The sequence below is a fragment of the Streptomyces niveiscabiei genome (assembly GCF_001419795.1).
Lineage (GTDB): Bacteria > Actinomycetota > Actinomycetes > Streptomycetales > Streptomycetaceae > Streptomyces > Streptomyces niveiscabiei.
The window spans coordinates 1-15,901 of the sequence record NZ_LIRL01000297.1 but is presented as its reverse complement, the minus strand read 5'-3'; the positions used below and the strand labels follow the sequence as shown (position 1 = coordinate 15,901).

The window sequence follows — 15,901 nt, the reverse complement described above, 5'->3', positions numbered from 1 at the left end:
CCCGAGGTCGTCCTCGTCGGCGCCTGCCCGGCCCCGCACCTGCCGTCCCGCCTGCTGGAGGCGGCGGCGCGGCCGGGCGTGACCGACGAGCAACTGGTCGGCCTGCTGGCCGACGAGGACAGCGTGCCCGAGCTGCTGCTCGGGCGCCCCGAGTGGCTGCGGGCCACGCTCCCCACCCTGCGGGCGGACCTGCGGCTGGCCCGTGGCCTGCGCTCGGTCCGCACCGAGCCGCTGCCGTGCCCCCTGTGGGCCTTCGCGGGCCGGGACGACCGGATGGTGGGGATCCCGGAGGTCCGCGCGTGGGAACGGTGCACCACGTCCCGGTTCCGTTTCCGGACGATGCCGGGCGCGCACTTCTTCGTCCGCGGCCGTGAGTTGCCCCTTGCCGTCGGTGCGGCGCTGCACGCAGAGATGCCGCTGCCGCACGTCGGCTGACGTGTTCGTTGTGGAAGGAGATCCGCGGATGGACATCTGCGTACTCGGCCCGTTCAAAGCGACTCAGTCAGGTGTGTCGGTGACGCCGACCGCCGTCAAGCCCCGCAAAGTACTCGCCCTGCTGGCCCTCCAGGCCAACCAACTCGTGTCCGTGTCCTCGCTGGTCGAGGAGGTGTGGGGGGAGGCTCCGCCGCGCAGCGTGCAGACCACCCTCCAGACCTACATCCTGCAACTGCGCACCCTGATCTCGGCGGCCCTCGGCAAGGACTGCGCGGGGCTGCCCAACGGCGCGAAGAGCGTCCTGATCACCGAGCCCGGCGGCTATCTGCTCGACACCCAGGGCGGCCTGTTCGACATGCAGGAGTTCGAGGTGCTGGCCTCGGCCGGGCACCGCGCCCTGGAGCAGGGCGACTGGTCGGCGGCCTCCGCGCACCTGGGCCGGGCGCTCGCCCTGTGGAAGGGCCGGGCCCTGGTCGACGTCCAGCGCGGTCCGCTCCTGGACGTGGAGGCGACCCGCCTGGAGGAGTCCCGGATGAGCGTCCTGCACGGGCGGATCGAGGCGGACCTGAGGCTGGGCCGCCACCATGAGCTGATCGGCGAGCTGTCGGGGCTCGCCGCCCGCTATCCGCTGAACGAGGGCATCCACGGCCAGCTGATGGTCGCCCTGTACCGGGCGGGGCGCCGGGGAGACGCCCTGACGACGTACCGGCAGCTGCGGACGGCCCTCGGCCAGAACCTGGGCCTGGACCCGTCGCCCGGCATCGAGCACCTCCAGCGCGCGGTGCTCGGCTCGTCGCTGCTCGACCTGGAGGTCGGCATGCCGTCGGACCGCCTCGCGAAGGTCGGCTGAACCAGCCGGGTCCGCCTCTCCCCACCCGGATCTTCCCCGTCCCCGAAGAATCCCCGAACCCACCGACTCGTGGAAGGAAGTACGCCGATGAGCGAGATCACCCTGGCCGAGCTGAGCGAGCTGCTGCTCGAATGCGTGGGAGCGCCCGAGGAGGGCACGAGCCTCGACAGCGAGGAGGCCCTGGACACGCCGTTCCTCGATTTCGGCTACGACTCGCTGGCCCTGCTCCAGGTGACCGGCCTGATCACCCGCCGGCACGGCATCGTGCTGTCGGACGACGCCGTGATGGAGGCGGAGACGCCCCGCCTGCTGCTGAACATGATCAAGGAGGCGCCCGGCGCCGGAGCGGTCCGGTGACCGGCTTCGCGGACACCCGGGTCGTGGTCACGGGCGGCACCCGTGGCATCGGCCGCGCCGTCACCCTGGCCTTCGCGGCGGCCGGCGCCCGCCTGGTCGTCGTCCACCGCACCGACGGGGAGCCGGTGCGCACGCTCGACGCGGAGCTGACCGGCATGAAGGCCGAGCACACCTTCGTCCGGGCCGACCTGACCACCGGCGAGGGCGCCCGGCGCCTCGCGGACACCGTCCGCGAGCAGTTCGGCGGCGTCGACGTCCTCGTCAACAACGTCGGCGTGGACGGCCACGCCAAGTTCGAGGACCTCGCCGAGGACGAGTGGCACCGCGTGATGAACCACAACGCGACCTCCGCGTACCTCGTCACCCACGCCCTGGCCGGGCTGCTGCCGGACGGCGCGTCGGTGGTCAACGTCGGCGCGTCCGTGGCGCTGCGCGGCCGGCCGCTCGGCGTGCACTACAGCGCCTCGAAGGCGGCGCTGGTCGGTTTCACCAGGGCGCTGGCGAAGGAGCTCGGCGGCCGGGGCGTGCGCGTCAACACGGTCGCCCCGGGCGTCACGGAGACCGAACCCGGCGCGGGCCTGCCGCCCGCCCTCGCCGGCCGGCTCGCCTCGATGACCGCGCTCGGCCGCCTGGGACGTCCCGAGGACGTCGCCGGGGCGGTCCTCTATCTCGCCGGGGCGTCCGCCTCGTACGTCACCGGCGTCACTCTCGACGTAGACGGAGGTATCTGATGCCGTACGCAGCCATCACCTACCGGGTGAAACCCGGGCACGACGAGGAGATCGCCGCGATCTTCGCGGGGTTCCAGCGGGTCGACACCCCGGACTTCACGGACGCCGAGCACAAGGCGGCCGGGCGGCTGCTGGGGACGGCCGTGTTCCTCAAGGACGACGTCCTGGTCCGGGTCATCCACTACGAGGGCGACTTCTCCGCCGTCGCCCGGCACATGGCCGCGCAGAAGGGGGTGCACGTCCTGGAGGAGAAGCTCGCGCCCTACCTCGCCGAGCAGCGCGAGACGGCGTCCGACCAGGGGTTCGCGGCGTACTTCCGCGACGCGACCATGCGTACGGTGTCCCAGCTGACCATCGACACCCACCCCGCGGCGTCCCCGGCGTCATGACGGGTCTGCTCGGCGTCGTCGCGCTGCTCGGCGGCGGGATCACGGCGGGCGTGCTGTTCGCCGTCGCGCTGAGCGTCGTCCCCGCGCTGTTCGCGATGGAGACGGGGACGTACGTGTACGCCCACCGTCTCCTGGGCCGGAACTGGGATCCCACGATGCCGGTGATCGTGCTGAGCAGCGCGCTGGCGAACGGGGCCCTGGCGGTGCTGGCGTCCGGCACTGCGAGCGCCCTGTTCGCCGTGGCCGTCGTCCTGCTGCTGGGCGTCTCGGCCGTCTCCCACCTGTGCAACGTCCCCATCAACCGCCGGGTCAAGGCCGTCGCCGACCCGGCCGACCTCCCCGCGGACTGGCAGGACCCGCGCCCCCTGTGGCGGCGCTGGCACCTCCTGCGCACCGCCCTCGCGGTCCTGGCCCTCGCCGTCACGGCGACGGCGGTGACCGCCCTGTAGACGAACGCCGTGCGCCCTGTCCCGGTCGGCGGGACGGAGCGCACGGCGTTCTCCTCATGGCCTCACGCGTCGCGTACGGAGATCTCCGCGACCGTCGTCAGCAGGCTGCGCCGGAACGTCGCCACGAACCCCTCCGGCGTGTCCGTGTCCCGGGGCCGGGTCAGGTAGGGCTTCAGCTTGCGCTCGACCTCCCGGACGCCGGGCTGCGCGGCCATGTGCCGGGCCACCGCGTCGAGGTCGCCGGTGTACTCGATGACCCGCACGAGGGTGTCGTCGCGCAGGAAGACGGCCGTCGCCAGGATCGTGCCGGCCTCGCGGCCCTCGGGGTCGGTGACGCTGTTGCCGCGTACCCGCCTGAAGTTGCCGAAGATCTCGGTGAGTTCCTTCTCGCAGCCGGGCTTGATGTCGTAGGTGATCGCCGCGAACGGCATGGGACGCCTCCTTCGGTCGGGCCCCCACCGCACCCGAGCCGCCTCGCGCCCCGCTCGAAGCGCCCTGCACCGCCGGAATGGACGGTGTTTCGAGCCGCTCTCCAGACCCCGGTGCGACGGTCCGGACCGACCTGATGCCGGACGCCGTTTCCCTGGAGGTACGCCGTGCACCGCACTCTGATCGTCGCCCGACTGAAGCCGGACAAGCCGGGAAACACCGACGACATCGCCGGGATCTTCGCCGACTCCGACGCCACGGACCTGCCGGGGATGATCGGCGTCTCCCGGCGCACCCTGTTCCGTTTCCACGGGCTGTACTTCCACCTCGTCGAGGCCGACGAGGACATCTCCCCGAACCTCTACCGGGCCCGCAGCCACCCCCTCTACGACGACATCAACACGCGGCTCGCGCAGTGCGTGGAGCCGTACGACCCGGACTGGAAGGAACCGAAGGACGCGATGGCCGAGCCCTTCTACGTCTGGACGAAGGACGGGGGGCGGATCCAGTGACCACGTCCATCACCCGCACCGTGAAGGTCTCCGTCGAGGAGGCCGTGCCCAACACCCGCCGGGGCGGCGACATCCGGGTCACCCTCAGCCCGAAGACGGTCGGCTGCACGTCCGGCTTCGGCGGCACGATGACCCTCGCCCCCGGCGACCACGTCACCGAGCACTACCACCCGTACTCGGAGGAGTTCCTCCACGTCATCGAGGGCGAGCTGCGGATGGCGATGGACGGCGAGCAGATCGACCTCGCCCCCGGCGACTCGCTGCTCGTGCCGATCGGGGTGCGCCACCGCCTGGTCAACGTCGGCGACACGACCGCGAAGTGCGCCTTCCACCTCTCCCCGCTGGCCCCGCGCCCGGAGCTGGGCCACGTGGACACCGAGCCGGCCCAGCGCCCCGAGCAGGCGAACCCGTCCGTGGGCGGTACGCCGTGAGCCGACGGGCCGTCATCACGGGCGTCGGCGCGGTCGTCCCCGGCGGGGTGGGCCGCGAGGCGTTCTGGGAGCTGCTCTCCGAGGGCCGTACCGCGACCCGCAGGATCAGCCTCTTCGACCCGGCACCCTTCCGCTCCCAGGTCGCCGCCGAGGTCGACTTCGACCCGGTCGCCGCGGGGCTCGGCGCCCAGCAGATCCGCCGCATGGACCGGGCCGCGCAGTTCGCGGTGGTCTCCGCGCGGGAAGCCGTCGAGGACAGCGGCATCGACCTCGCGGCACTGGCGCCGGAGCGCCTGACGGTGAGCATCGGCAGCGCGGTCGGCTGCACGATGGGCCTGGAGGAGGAGTACGTCGTGCTCAGCGACCGGGGCCGCAAGTGGCTCGTCGACCACGAGTACGGCGTACCCCACCTGTACGGCTACATGGTGCCGAGCACGCTGGCCGCCGAGGTCGCCTGGGAGGTGGGCGCGGAGGGGCCGGTCGCGCTGATCTCGACGGGCTGCACCTCGGGCCTGGACTCCATCGCGCACGCCGCGCAGCTGATCGAGGAGGGCTCGGCGGACGTCGCCATCGCGGGCGCCACCGACGCCCCCCTCTCGCCGATCACCTCGGCGTGCTTCGACGCGATCAAGGCGACCACCCCGAACAACAGCGACCCGGCGCACGCCTCGCGCCCCTTCGACCGGGACCGCGACGGGTTCGTCCTCGCGGAGGGCTCGGCGGTCCTGGTCCTGGAGGAGCGGGAGGCCGCCGAGGCGCGGGGGGCCCGGATCTACGGCGAGATCGCCGGCTTCGCGGGCCGCAGCAACGGCTACCACATGACCGGCCTCAAACCGGACGGCCGCGAGATGGCGGAGGCCATCCGGGTCTCCCTGGACCAGGCGAAACTCGACCCGACAGCGGTGGACTACATCAACGCGCACGGCTCGGGCACCAAGCAGAACGACCGCCACGAGACGGCCGCGTTCAAGCGCAGCCTGGGCGCGCACGCGTACGACATCCCGGTCAGCTCGATCAAGTCGATGGTGGGCCACTCGCTGGGCGCGATCGGCTCGATCGAGGTCGCGGCCTGCGCGCTGGCGCTGCAACGCCAGGTGGTCCCGCCGACGGCGAACCTGCACCACTCGGACCCCCAGTGCGACCTGGACTACGTCCCGCTCACGGCCCGCGACCACCCCCTGGACGTGGTGCTGAGCGTCGGCAGCGGCTTCGGCGGCTTCCAGACGGCGATGCTGCTGGCCCGCCCCGGCACGGCGGCAGCGGCGGCGGGAAGGGGCGGGGCATGACGGGGGCGCCGGTCATCACCGGCCTCGGCGTCACCGCCCCCACCGGTATCGGCGTCGAGGCGCACTGGGCCGCCGTGCTCGCCGGGAAGTCGGCGATCGGGCGGATCGAGCGGTTCGACGCGGCCGGGTACCCCGTCCGGCTGGCCGGTGAGGTGCCGGGGTTCGACGCGGAGAGCGCCGTACGGCCGAGAAGGCTCATCTCGCAGACCGACCACTGGACGCACCTCGCGCTCGCCGCCGCCGAGGAGGCGCTCGCCGACGCCGAGGTCGATCTCGCGGCGCTGCCCGAGTTCGAGATGGCCGTCGTCACCTCGTCCTCCTCGGGCGGGACGGAGTTCGGGCAGCGGGAGATGACGGCGCTGTACCAGCACGAGCCGTCCTGGGTGGGCGCCTACCAGTCGATCGCGTGGTTCTACGCGGCGACGACGGGCCAGCTCTCCATCCGGCACCAGATGCGCGGCCCCTGCGGGGTGCTGGCCTGCGAGCAGGCGGGCGGCCTCGACGCGGTCGCGCAGGCGAAGCGGCTGACCGGCAAGGGCGCGCGGCTGGTGCTGACCGGCGGCACGGACGCGTCCCTGTGCCCGTACGGCCTGACGGCCCAGCTGTCCACCGGCAAGCTCTCCACCTCGCAGGACCCGGCGACCGCGTACGCCCCCTTCGACGCCGAGGCCCGTGGCTACGTGCCCGGCGAGGGCGGCGCGATCCTGGTCCTGGAGAGCGCGGAGTCGGCCCGCGTGCGCGGGGCGGGCCCCGGCTACGGCCGGGTCCTCGGCCACGCCGCCGGCTTCGACCCGCCGCCGGACACGGGCAGGCCCCGGGTGCTGCGCCGGGTGATCCGACAGGCCCTGGACGACGCCCGGCTGACGCCCGCCGACATCGACGTGGTGTTCGCGGACGCCGCCGGGGTCCCGGAGGACGACCGCGCCGAGGCGGAGGCCCTGGCGTCCCTGTTCGGCGCGTGCGGCGTACCGGTGACCGCGCCGAAGACCCTCACCGGGCGGCTGTACGGCGGCGGGGCCCCGCTGGACGTGGCGACGGCGCTGCTCGCCCTGCGCGACGGCGTGGTCCCCCCGACCGCCGGGACCCGGCGCCCGGCCCCCGGCCTGGGGATCGACCTGGTCACCGACGGGGCCCGGCAGCTCCCCCTGCGGCACGCGCTGGTGCTGGCGCGCGGCCACGGGGGATTCACCTCGGCCCTGGTCCTGGGCCGCTGACCCTTCAGAAGAGTCCCGTCCAGAAGAGTAAGGAGCACGGCGATGGCCGGACACACCGACAACCACATCGTCATCGACGCACCGCTGGACCTGGTGTGGCGGATGACCGACGACGTCCCCAACTGGCCCGACCTGTTCAGCGAGTACGCGAAGGCGGAGATCCTGGAGCGCGACGGCGACACCGTCCTGTTCCGGCTCACGATGCACCCGGACGAGGACGGCAACGTCTGGTCGTGGGTCTCGCGGCGCACCAGCGACCCGACGACGCGGACCGTGCACGCCGAGCGCGTGGAGACGGGCCCGTTCGACTTCATGAAGATCTACTGGGAGTACACCGAGGAGCCCGGCGGCGGGGTGCGGATGCGCTGGGTGCAGGACTTCCACATGAAGCCGCAGGCCCCGGCGACGGACGAGCAGATGACCGAGCACCTGAACCGCAACACGAAGGTGCAGATGGAGCTGATCAAGGAGAAGGTCGAGGCCGCGGGGCGGTCGTGCTGACGCTCCTGGTCCCCCTGGTCGTGCTGCTGAACGGCCTCGCGGCGGGCGTCCTGTTCGGCACGCAGCTCGGCGGGTTCCCGTACCTGGCCTCGCTGCCCGCCGACCGGTACGTGCAGGCGCACGCGTTCTTCGGGACCCGCTACGACCCGGCGATGCCGCTCTGTCTGGTCGGCACCCTCGTGGGCGATACGGCGCTGGCGTTCCTCGCGCCGGAGCCGCTCGCGCGGGCCGCGTTCGCGGTGGCCGCCGTGCTCGCCGCGGCGACCTCCGTCATCTCGGTCGCGAAGAACGTGCCGGTCAACCGGTGGATGCGCACGCTCGACCCGGAGGACCTGCCCGCCGACTTCGCGGACCGCGACCCCCGCGCCGACTGGGGCGCCTGGAACCGCAGGCGCAGCCTCCTCACGATCGCCGCCCTGTTCCTCAACTGCGCCGGTCTCGGCGTCCTGTTGTAACCCTCTTCGGGAGAAACCATGGATCTCGCGCTCAACGGCAAGAAGGCCCTCGTCACCGGCGGCACGCGCGGTGTCGGCCGGGGCATCGTCCTCGCGCTGGCCCGCGCCGGCGTCGACGTCATCACCTGCTACCGCACCGACAGCGACCACGTCGCCTCCCTGGAGGCCGAGCTGAAGGAGACCGGCGGCGACCACCACGTCCTGCGCGCCGACCTCGCCCGGCCGGCCGAGACCGCCGCCCTCCTGGAGCAGGTGAGGGAGCGGTACGGCCGCCTCGACCTGGTCGTCAACAACGCGGGCACGATCAGCCACGTCCCGTACAAGGAGCTGGCGCTGGAGGAGTGGCAGCGCATCCTCGACACCAACGTGACCGGCGCCCACCTGGTGATCCAGCACGCGCTGCCGCTGCTCGGCGAGGGCTCCTCGGTCGTCAGCATCGGCTCCCGCTCGATCGACGCGGGCATCCCGCTGCGCGCGCACTACACGATGACCAAGGCGGCGCTGGTCGGCCTGAACCGCTCGCTGGCCAAGGAGTTCGGCCCGCAGGGCATCCGCTTCAACGTCCTCGCGCTCGGCGTCATCGAGACCGAGAACTTCCACGCCCTGCCCGAGGAGCAGCGCACGCTCATGACCCAGCGCTACAGCGCGAAGACCGCGCTCGGCCGCCTCGGCACGCCGGACGAAGTCGCGGGCGCGGTCCTGTGGCTGGCCAGCGACCTGTCCCGGTACGTCACGGGCAACGTGATCGGCGTCGACGGGGGGATCTCCTGATGTTCCGGGTGATGCTGCGCATGGAGATCGAGCCGGGCAAGGAGGCCGACTTCGAACGCGCCTGGCACGAGGGCACGGACGCGGTCACCGGCCATCCCGCCAACCTCGGCCAGTCGCTGTCCCGTTCGACCGCCGAGGACAGCACGTACTACATCGTCAGCGACTGGCTCGACGAGCCGAGGTTCCGCGCCTTCGAGGACAGCCCCGAGCACCTGAAGCACCGGGCGACCCTCCACCCGTACCGCAAGGGCGGCTCCTTCCACACGATGGAGCTGGTCACGCACCTGTCCGGAAAGGCGTCGGGCGGTGCCGGCTGAGGTCCGGGTGCTGGTGTACCAGGCCGCGTACGACGAGCGGCAGCTCGCGGAGGTCCGCGCGGCCTACCACCTGGTGAGCGAGCGCCTCGCGAAGGTCCCCGGGATGCTCGGCAACGAACTGCTGCGCAGCCCGGCCGACCCCACCGCGCTGGCCGTCGTGAGCCGCTGGGAGTCCATGGCGGCCTTCGCGAAGTGGGAGCAGGGCGCCGAGCACCGCGACGACACGGCCCCGCTGCGCCCGTTCCGCGACACCCGGACGTCGTCGCCGTTCGCGGTGTACGAGGTCGACGCGGCGTACTGAAATCCCGTAGCGATCAAGGAGAGGTGTCTTCATGGAACAGCTCGCGTTCATCGGCCTCGGCAACATGGGCGGCGGGATGGCGCACCGGCTGCTGGAGCGGGGGCACCGGCTCACCGTGTTCAACCGGACCGCCGCGAAGGCCGAGGCGCTGGTGGCGGGCGGCGCGGTCCTCGCGGGGTCCCCGGAGGGCGCCGCCGAGGGGCACCGGGTCGTCCTGCTGAGCCTCAGCGACGAACGGGCCGTGGACGAGGTGCTGTTCGGGCGGGTCGTGCCCGTCCTCGAACCGGGGGCGCTGGTCGTCGACACGTCGACGGTGTCCCCCGGGTACGCCCGGGACGCGGCGGAGCGGCTCGCCGCGAAGGGGCTGCGCCGGGTCGAGGCGTGCGTGGTGGGGAACCCGCTGCAAGCCCGCGAAGGCGCGCTGCGCGTGTACGTCTCCGGCGCGGAGGAGGACTTCGCGGAGGTCCGCCCGGTCCTGGAGGCGCTCGGCTCCCAGGTCCTGCACCTGGGCCCGCCGGGGACCGCGACCAGCATGAAGCTGGTCCTGAACCTCCTGCTGGGCGCGCAGGTCGCGTCGATGGCGGAGGCGGTCGCGTACGGCGTCGCCGCCGGCCTGGACCGCGATCAGCTCATCACGTCGATCGCGGAGAGCGGGTTCAGCTCCGTGGTGATGAAGTTCCGGGCGGCGCTGATGAAGGGCGGCCGGTACGAACCGGCCTTCTTCCGGGCCGACCTGATGGCCAAGGACGTCCGGATCGCCACGGAGGCGGCCCACGCGTCGGGCCTGTCCGTGCCGGTCCTGGACACGGTCCTGGACCGGTTCTCGGCGGTCGTGGCGGCCGGGGACGGGGCGAAGGACGCGGCGGTGATCGTCGAACACCAGGCGTGACCGGCGCGAGCGGCCGGACCGAGTGCCCTCCCCGGGCGCCCCCTTCACGGCGGGCCCGGCGGAGGGCACCGGTCTGTCCACGGCCGGCCCGAGCGGCCCCCGGCCGGTCTGTCCACGGCCGGCCCGAGCGGCTCCCGCAGCCCGGCACGCCTTCCCGCGCGCTGCCGCCCGGACCGAGGCGCCCGCTGCCGCCCCTGCGCAGATCGAGCCGATCCCGAGCGGATGCCTAGCCCCGTGGCCCACCGTCGGTTGCGCATCGGAGCCCCGGGGCTGCCGGGGCCCTCGACGTCACGAAGGGGCTGACGGATTCCATGCGCGTACTGTTCACGACCTGGGCGTGGCCTTCCCACCTGTACGCCCTGGTCCCGCTGGCCTCGGCGTTCCGGGCGGCGGGCCACGAGGTGCTGATCGCGAGCCAGCCGGAGCTGGAGCGGGAGATCGAGCGGACCGGCCTGCCGGCGGCGGTGGTCGGCGACGACGTGGACGCGGTCGGGATGGTCCGCGGCTACGTCCTCAAGTCCTCGGCCGGCGACTTCGGCGGCCCGCAGGCCCCCCGCGAGGGCAAGGGCCCCCGCGCCCTGCGGATGTTCTCGGCGCACGCCGAGTCGATGACGGACGGCCTGGTGGACCTGGCCCGCGACTGGCGGGCGGACGCGATCGTGTACGAGCCGACCGCGCTGGCCGGCCCGATCGCGGCGGCGGCGCTGGACATCCCGGCGATCCGGGTCCTGTTCGGCACCGACCTGATGCTGCGGGCCCGCGCCCTGCTCCCCGAGGTCCTCGCGCCGCTCCTGGAGCGGCACGGCGTCACCGGCTTCGACCCGCTGGGCACGGTCACCGTCGACCCGTGCCCGGACACCTTCCAGGTCCCCACCGACTACCCCCGCCTCCCGGTCCGCCACGTCCCCTACAACGGCGTCGGCGTCTCCCCGGGCCCGCTGCCCGCGCCCGCGCCGGGCGTCCGGCGGGTGGTGGTGACGTGGGGGCACACCATGGCGAAGCTCAGCCCGGGCCTCTTCCTCGCCGGGGACGTCGCGGCGGCGCTGTGCGAGCCGGACACGGAGGTCGTACTCGCCGTGTCGGCGTCCCAACGCGCGCTGCTGGACCCGGAGTTGGCGTCGCGGGCGCGGATCGTGACGGACGTGCCGCTGCACACCCTGATGCCGGGCGCCGACCTGGTCGTGGCGCACGGCGGGGCGGGGACCGTCCTGACCTCGCTGCGGGCCGGGGTCCCGCTGCTCCTCGTACCGCAGCTGCCGGACCACACCGGGCACGCGGGGCGGGTGTTCGCCGCCGGGGCCGGTGAAGTGCTGTCGCGGGACGAGGCGACGCCGCGCCGGCTGCGCGAGGAGGCGGGCCGGCTGCTGGACCCGGAGGCGGGGGCCGCCGTACGGGAGGCGGCGCGGGCGCTGCGGGCGGGGATGCTGGAGCGGCCCTCGCCCGCCGACATCGTGAACGAACTGCGGACGAAGGTGATCACGTGTGCGGCATAGCGGGCTGGATCGACTTCCGGCGTGACCTGACCGAGGAGGGCGCGACCGTCCGGACGATGGTCGCGGCCATCGCCAACCGGGGCCCCGACGACGAGGCCGTGTGGACCGACCGGCGCGCGGCGCTCGGGCACCGCAGGCTCTCGGTGATCGACCTGGAGCGCTCCACCCAGCCGATGGTGGCCGAGGCGGACGGGCGCACGCTCGCGGTCGTCGTGCACAACGGCGAGATCTACAACTTCCGTGCGCTGCGGCGGGAGCTGGAGGCGCGGGGGCACCGGTTCCGGACGGCCGGTGACACCGAGGTCGTGCTGCGGGCCTACCTGGAGTGGGGCGAGCGGTGTGCCGAGCACCTGGACGGCATGTTCGCGTTCGCCGTGTGGGACCCGGGCCGGGAGCGGCTGCTGCTGGCCCGCGACCGGCTCGGCATCAAGCCGCTGTTCTACGCCAGGACCCCCCAGGGCGTCCTGTTCGGCTCGGAGCCCAAGGCGCTGTTCGCGCACCCGGCGCTGGAGTGCGCGGTCGACGGGGAGGGGTTCGCGGAGCTGCTGGCGTACATCGCGACGCCGGGGCACGCGATCTACCGGGGGGTGCGCGAACTCCCCGCCGGACACACGGCGGTCGTCACCCACGCCGGGGTCGCCGAGTCGGCGTACTGGACGCTCCCCCACCGCGTCCACACCGACGACGCGGCCACCACGGTCGACACCGTGCGCGGTCTGCTCGCGGAGTCCGTCGAGGCGCACCTCGTCTCCGACGTACCGCTGTGCACGCTGCTGTCGGGCGGTGTCGACTCCAGCGCCATCGTGGCCCTCGCGGCCCGCGCCGGGGGCCGGCCGCGGACGTTCGCCGTGGACTTCGAGGGGCACACCGAGCGCTTCCAGAAGGACTTCTGGCACGAGGACCCGGACGCCCCGTACGCCGCCGAGGTCGCCCGGCACGTCGGCACCGACCACGAGCCGGTCGTGCTGAGGACGGCCGACCTCGTCGACCCGGTCGTGGACGCGGCGGCGCTCCTCTCGCAGGACCTGCCGCGCCCGATCCCCGACATGGACCGCTCGCTGTACCTGCTGCTGCGGGCCGTGCGCCGCCGCTCGACCGTGGCCCTGATGGGCGAGGCGGCCGACGAACTCTTCGGCGGCTACCGGTCGTTCCAGGACCCGTCGCTGGTCGACACCGGCAACTTCCCCTGGGTGACGATGGGGTTGAAGGTCGCGCCGCACGGCATGAGCACGGGACTGCTCGACCCCGGGCTGCTGAAGAAGATCGACGTCCCCGGGCACGCCGCCCAGCGGTACGCCGAGGCGGTCGCCGAAGTCCCGCGCGTCCAGGGCGAGTCGGAGCTCGAACACCGGATGCGGCGGGTCAGCCACGTCCACCTGACGCGCTGGATGCCGCTGCTGCTGACCCGCGACGACCGGCTCAGCATGGCCGTCGGGCTCGAACTGCGGGTGCCGTACTGCGATCACCGGCTCGTCGAGTACGTCTACAACATCCCGTGGGAGATGAAGACCGCCGACGGCCGGGAGAAGAGCGTCCTGCGGTCCGCCGTCGCCGACCTGCTGCCGGCGTCGGTCACCGAGCGGCGCAAGAGCCCCTTCCCGATCACTCAAGACCCCGGCTACGGGCAGGTGTTGAAGGAACGGTTCGACGCCGTCGTGAACGACCCCTCGGGGCCCGTCGCTTCGCTGCTCGACCGGGAGGCGTGCGCCCGGCTCTCCGCGCAGGACCGGCCCATCGAGGTCAGCGGGTGGGGCGAGCGGCGTGACGTGGAGATGGTCCTCCAGCTCGACACCTGGCTGCGCCGGCAGCGGGTGCGCCTCGATCTGTGACCCACCGATTCCAGGAGCCCGATTCCCCGGAGCCCGATTCCCCGGAGAAGGAGAAGGAGAAGGAGGAGGATGCCGTGCTGAGCAAGGAACTCCAGGAGCTGGCCGAGCCCGTGCTCGCCAAGGTCAAGGAGCACCCGTTCTGGGCGGGGCTGCGGGACGGCTCGCTGCCGCCCGAGTCCCTCGCCCACTTCGTCGAGCAGGACACCGGCCATCTGCTGCCCGCCTACGCGCGGGCGCTGGCCCGCACCGCCGCCGCGACCCGCTGGGACGAGCACGCCGCGCTGCTCGCCCGCTCGGTCACCGGGACCCTGGAGGCCCGCGACCGGCTGCGCACCTCGTACGCCGAACTCGCGCCCAGGCTCCAGGCGCCGCCCGCCGCCGAGAAGCCCGAGGTGTCGGCGGCCACCCACGCCCACTGCACGTTCCTGCACGCGGCGACCGCGTCCACGGTCGCCGCGGGGATGGGGGCGCTGCTGCCGATGGTCTGGTTCAACCACCGGATCTCCGACGACCTGCTGGAGCGCCACACGCCGGGCTCCCGGTACGCCGAGTGGATCCGGGCGTACCACCCCGGCGAGGGGTACCGGTTCGCCGTCCGGGCCTTCATGACCGCCTACGACGAGCTCGGCGAGCGCATGGCCGTGCCGGGCCGCGCCGAACTCCTGGAGTACTTCGCGACGAGCGTCCGCTTCGAGTGGGCGTTCGCCGAGGCCGCCTGGTCCAGGTCGGGGTGGCCGCTGTGAATCCGACGTCCGTTTCTGTGAAGGGATCGATGTGACCGCCGACGTGAGCCCCGAAGTGTGCCCCCACGCCTCCACCCCGCCGAGGTACCCGTTCGCCTGGGAACCCCCCATGCAGATGCCCGAGGCCCTCAAGGACGTCCACGGCTCCTCCGCGATGGAGGTGACCCTCCCCAGCGGGGACACGGCGACCCTCGTCACCCGCTACCAGGACGTGCGCGCCCTCTTCGCCGACAAGCGGCTGTCGCGGAACATCGCGCGGCCCGACTGCGCGCGGATCTCCAAGGACAACGACCTGTTCATGGACCCGCACATCGACCCCGACCCGCCGAAGCACACGCAGGTCAGGTCGCTGGTGACCAAGGCGTTCACCGCGCGCCGGATCGAGTCGCTGCGGCCGTACGTCCAGGAGGTCGCCGACGAACTCCTCGACGAGATGGCCGCGGGCCCCCAGCCCGCCGAGCTGAACGAGGCGTTCGCCTTCCCGCTGCCCATCAAGGTCATCTGCAAGCTCCTCGGCGTCCCGGCGGAGGACCGGGACCAGTTCCGGGGGTACGTCGACGGGTTCCTCGCCGTCACGAAGCTGCCCCCGGAGGAGATCGGCAAGGCCCGGCAGAACCTGTGGAAGTACCTCGGCGACCTCATCGAGGCGAAGAGCGCCAACCCCGCCGACGACCTCATCAGCGAGTTCATCCGCGTCCGCGACGAGGACGACAACCGGATGAACGAGCACGAGCTGCACTTCTGGTGCCAGGGCCTCCTCATCGCCGGCTACGTCACCACCGCGAGCCAGATCGGCACGGGTACGGCCGTCCTGCTCAACCGCCCCGACCTGGTCCGCGAGATCCAGGCGGACTGGTCGCTGGTCCCCTCCGCGGTCGAGGAACTCCTCCGCACGCAGATCATGGGCTCGTCCGTCGGCACGATGCGGTACGCCATCGAGGACATCCCGTTGTCGGACGGCAGCGTGATCAAGAAGGGCACCAGCGTCCTCCTCTCCGAAGAGGGCGCCAACTGCGACGCGGAGGTCTTCGAGAACCCCTTCGAGCTGAACATCCGCCGCGAGGAGAACCACCACATGACCTTCGGCGCCGGCATCCACTACTGCGTGGGCGCGGCGCTGGCCCGCATGGAACTCCAGATCGCCACGGAAAGCCTCCTGCGCCGCTTCCCGTCGATCCACCTCTCCAAGCCCGCCGCCGAACTCCCCCGCGCCCTGGGCGGCTTCATGGAGGGCTTCACCGAGATCCCCGTGGCCTGGTGACTCGGATGCGCGTAGTAGCCACCCCGTCCACCTGCGCGGTCAGCAGCCTCTGCGTCTACCGCCTCCCCACCGTCTTCGACCAGGACGAGGAGGGCCTGGTCCTCATCCTGGACGCGGACCCTTCCCCGGACCTGCACGAGGAGATCCACCGAGCGGTCCGAGCCTGCCCGACGAACTCGATCAGGGTCATAGAGGACAACTGACGGCCCAACGCCCCCGGCCCGGGAACCAGCCACAGGTTCCCGGGCCGGGGGCGTT

22 protein-coding genes are annotated in these 15,901 nt (G+C 72.8%); 21 read left to right on the top strand and 1 reads right to left on the bottom strand.

Annotated features, from left to right (window positions below; all coding sequences use genetic code 11):
- The 6 genes from AOK24_RS15610 to AOK24_RS15585 form a co-directional block, all read left to right on the top strand.
- On the top strand, window positions 1–435 hold a 435-nt coding region (locus AOK24_RS15610), incomplete at its 5' end, for a thioesterase II family protein (RefSeq protein WP_240553937.1).
- Window positions 436–463: 28 nt separating this feature from the next.
- On the top strand, window positions 464–1,285 hold the full coding sequence (locus AOK24_RS15605; protein ID WP_055720676.1) for an AfsR/SARP family transcriptional regulator: 822 nt from the start codon (window positions 464–466) through the stop codon (window positions 1,283–1,285).
- Window positions 1,286–1,372: 87 nt separating this feature from the next.
- A complete protein-coding gene (locus AOK24_RS47540) occupies window positions 1,373–1,642 on the top strand; it encodes an acyl carrier protein (protein ID WP_055720675.1) in 270 nt (89 codons plus the stop codon).
- Complete coding sequence (locus AOK24_RS15595) at window positions 1,639–2,373, top strand: SDR family NAD(P)-dependent oxidoreductase (RefSeq protein WP_055720674.1); 735 nt, start codon at window positions 1,639–1,641, stop codon at window positions 2,371–2,373. The genes AOK24_RS47540 and AOK24_RS15595 overlap by 4 nt, the downstream gene beginning before the upstream one ends.
- Window positions 2,373–2,762: a SchA/CurD-like domain-containing protein gene (locus tag AOK24_RS15590; protein ID WP_055720673.1), complete on the top strand. Its 390-nt coding sequence runs from the start codon at window positions 2,373–2,375 to the stop codon at window positions 2,760–2,762. Before AOK24_RS15595 ends, AOK24_RS15590 begins: the two co-directional genes overlap by 1 nt.
- Entirely contained in the window at window positions 2,759–3,211 is a 453-nt protein-coding gene (locus AOK24_RS15585; protein WP_055720672.1) for an anthrone oxygenase family protein, read from the top strand. Before AOK24_RS15590 ends, AOK24_RS15585 begins: the two co-directional genes overlap by 4 nt.
- A 62-nt stretch (window positions 3,212–3,273) precedes the next feature.
- Here the strand turns inward: AOK24_RS15585 and AOK24_RS15580 are convergent, their stop codons facing one another.
- Window positions 3,274–3,642, bottom strand: coding sequence for a SchA/CurD-like domain-containing protein (locus AOK24_RS15580; protein ID WP_055720671.1), 369 nt, complete (start codon window positions 3,640–3,642; stop codon window positions 3,274–3,276).
- Window positions 3,643–3,807: 165 nt separating this feature from the next.
- On the opposite strand from AOK24_RS15580, the gene AOK24_RS50680 reads away from it, so the two are divergent.
- The 15 genes from AOK24_RS50680 (at window position 3,808) to AOK24_RS15505 (ending at window position 15,846) form a co-directional block, all read left to right on the top strand.
- Window positions 3,808–4,152, top strand: coding sequence for a TcmI family type II polyketide cyclase (locus tag AOK24_RS50680; protein ID WP_055720670.1), 345 nt, complete (start codon window positions 3,808–3,810; stop codon window positions 4,150–4,152).
- Window positions 4,149–4,583: a cupin domain-containing protein gene (locus AOK24_RS50675; RefSeq protein WP_055720669.1), complete on the top strand. Its 435-nt coding sequence runs from the start codon at window positions 4,149–4,151 to the stop codon at window positions 4,581–4,583. Before AOK24_RS50680 ends, AOK24_RS50675 begins: the two co-directional genes overlap by 4 nt.
- Window positions 4,580–5,869: a beta-ketoacyl-[acyl-carrier-protein] synthase family protein gene (locus AOK24_RS15565; protein WP_055720668.1), complete on the top strand. Its 1,290-nt coding sequence runs from the start codon at window positions 4,580–4,582 to the stop codon at window positions 5,867–5,869. Before AOK24_RS50675 ends, AOK24_RS15565 begins: the two co-directional genes overlap by 4 nt.
- Entirely contained in the window at window positions 5,866–7,083 is a 1,218-nt protein-coding gene (locus tag AOK24_RS15560) for a ketosynthase chain-length factor (RefSeq protein WP_055720667.1), read from the top strand. The genes AOK24_RS15565 and AOK24_RS15560 overlap by 4 nt, the downstream gene beginning before the upstream one ends.
- Before the next feature lie 42 nt (window positions 7,084–7,125).
- A complete protein-coding gene (locus tag AOK24_RS15555) occupies window positions 7,126–7,584 on the top strand; it encodes an SRPBCC family protein (protein ID WP_055720666.1) in 459 nt (152 codons plus the stop codon).
- Complete coding sequence (locus tag AOK24_RS15550) at window positions 7,578–8,039, top strand: anthrone oxygenase family protein (protein ID WP_055720665.1); 462 nt, start codon at window positions 7,578–7,580, stop codon at window positions 8,037–8,039. The genes AOK24_RS15555 and AOK24_RS15550 overlap by 7 nt, the downstream gene beginning before the upstream one ends.
- Before the next feature lie 18 nt (window positions 8,040–8,057).
- Window positions 8,058–8,810 (top strand): SDR family NAD(P)-dependent oxidoreductase, encoded by a 753-nt coding sequence (locus AOK24_RS15545; protein ID WP_055720664.1) that lies wholly within the window; start codon window positions 8,058–8,060, stop codon window positions 8,808–8,810.
- Window positions 8,810–9,127 carry an antibiotic biosynthesis monooxygenase family protein gene (locus AOK24_RS15540; RefSeq protein WP_055720663.1) on the top strand — a complete coding sequence of 106 codons (318 nt, stop codon included), beginning with the start codon at window positions 8,810–8,812 and terminating at the stop codon, window positions 9,125–9,127. The genes AOK24_RS15545 and AOK24_RS15540 overlap by 1 nt, the downstream gene beginning before the upstream one ends.
- Window positions 9,117–9,428, top strand: a complete 312-nt coding sequence (locus tag AOK24_RS15535; RefSeq protein WP_055720662.1) for an antibiotic biosynthesis monooxygenase family protein — start codon at window positions 9,117–9,119, stop codon at window positions 9,426–9,428. The genes AOK24_RS15540 and AOK24_RS15535 overlap by 11 nt, the downstream gene beginning before the upstream one ends.
- Before the next feature lie 31 nt (window positions 9,429–9,459).
- Complete coding sequence (locus AOK24_RS15530; RefSeq protein ID WP_055720661.1) at window positions 9,460–10,317, top strand: NAD(P)-dependent oxidoreductase; 858 nt, start codon at window positions 9,460–9,462, stop codon at window positions 10,315–10,317.
- 311 nt (window positions 10,318–10,628) lie between these two features.
- Window positions 10,629–11,810, top strand: a complete 1,182-nt coding sequence (locus AOK24_RS15525; protein ID WP_055720660.1) for a nucleotide disphospho-sugar-binding domain-containing protein — start codon at window positions 10,629–10,631, stop codon at window positions 11,808–11,810.
- Window positions 11,798–13,639, top strand: coding sequence for an asparagine synthase (glutamine-hydrolyzing) (asnB, locus tag AOK24_RS15520; RefSeq protein ID WP_055720659.1), 1,842 nt, complete (start codon window positions 11,798–11,800; stop codon window positions 13,637–13,639). The genes AOK24_RS15525 and asnB overlap by 13 nt, the downstream gene beginning before the upstream one ends.
- A 74-nt stretch (window positions 13,640–13,713) precedes the next feature.
- On the top strand, window positions 13,714–14,382 hold the full coding sequence (locus AOK24_RS15515; RefSeq protein WP_055720679.1) for a TenA family protein: 669 nt from the start codon (window positions 13,714–13,716) through the stop codon (window positions 14,380–14,382).
- 109 nt (window positions 14,383–14,491) lie between these two features.
- Window positions 14,492–15,643 carry a cytochrome P450 gene (locus tag AOK24_RS15510; protein WP_055720678.1) on the top strand — a complete coding sequence of 384 codons (1,152 nt, stop codon included), beginning with the start codon at window positions 14,492–14,494 and terminating at the stop codon, window positions 15,641–15,643.
- A gap of 5 nt (window positions 15,644–15,648) precedes the next feature.
- Window positions 15,649–15,846 carry a ferredoxin gene (locus tag AOK24_RS15505; protein WP_055720677.1) on the top strand — a complete coding sequence of 66 codons (198 nt, stop codon included), beginning with the start codon at window positions 15,649–15,651 and terminating at the stop codon, window positions 15,844–15,846.
- Window positions 15,847–15,901: the final 55 nt, after the last annotated feature.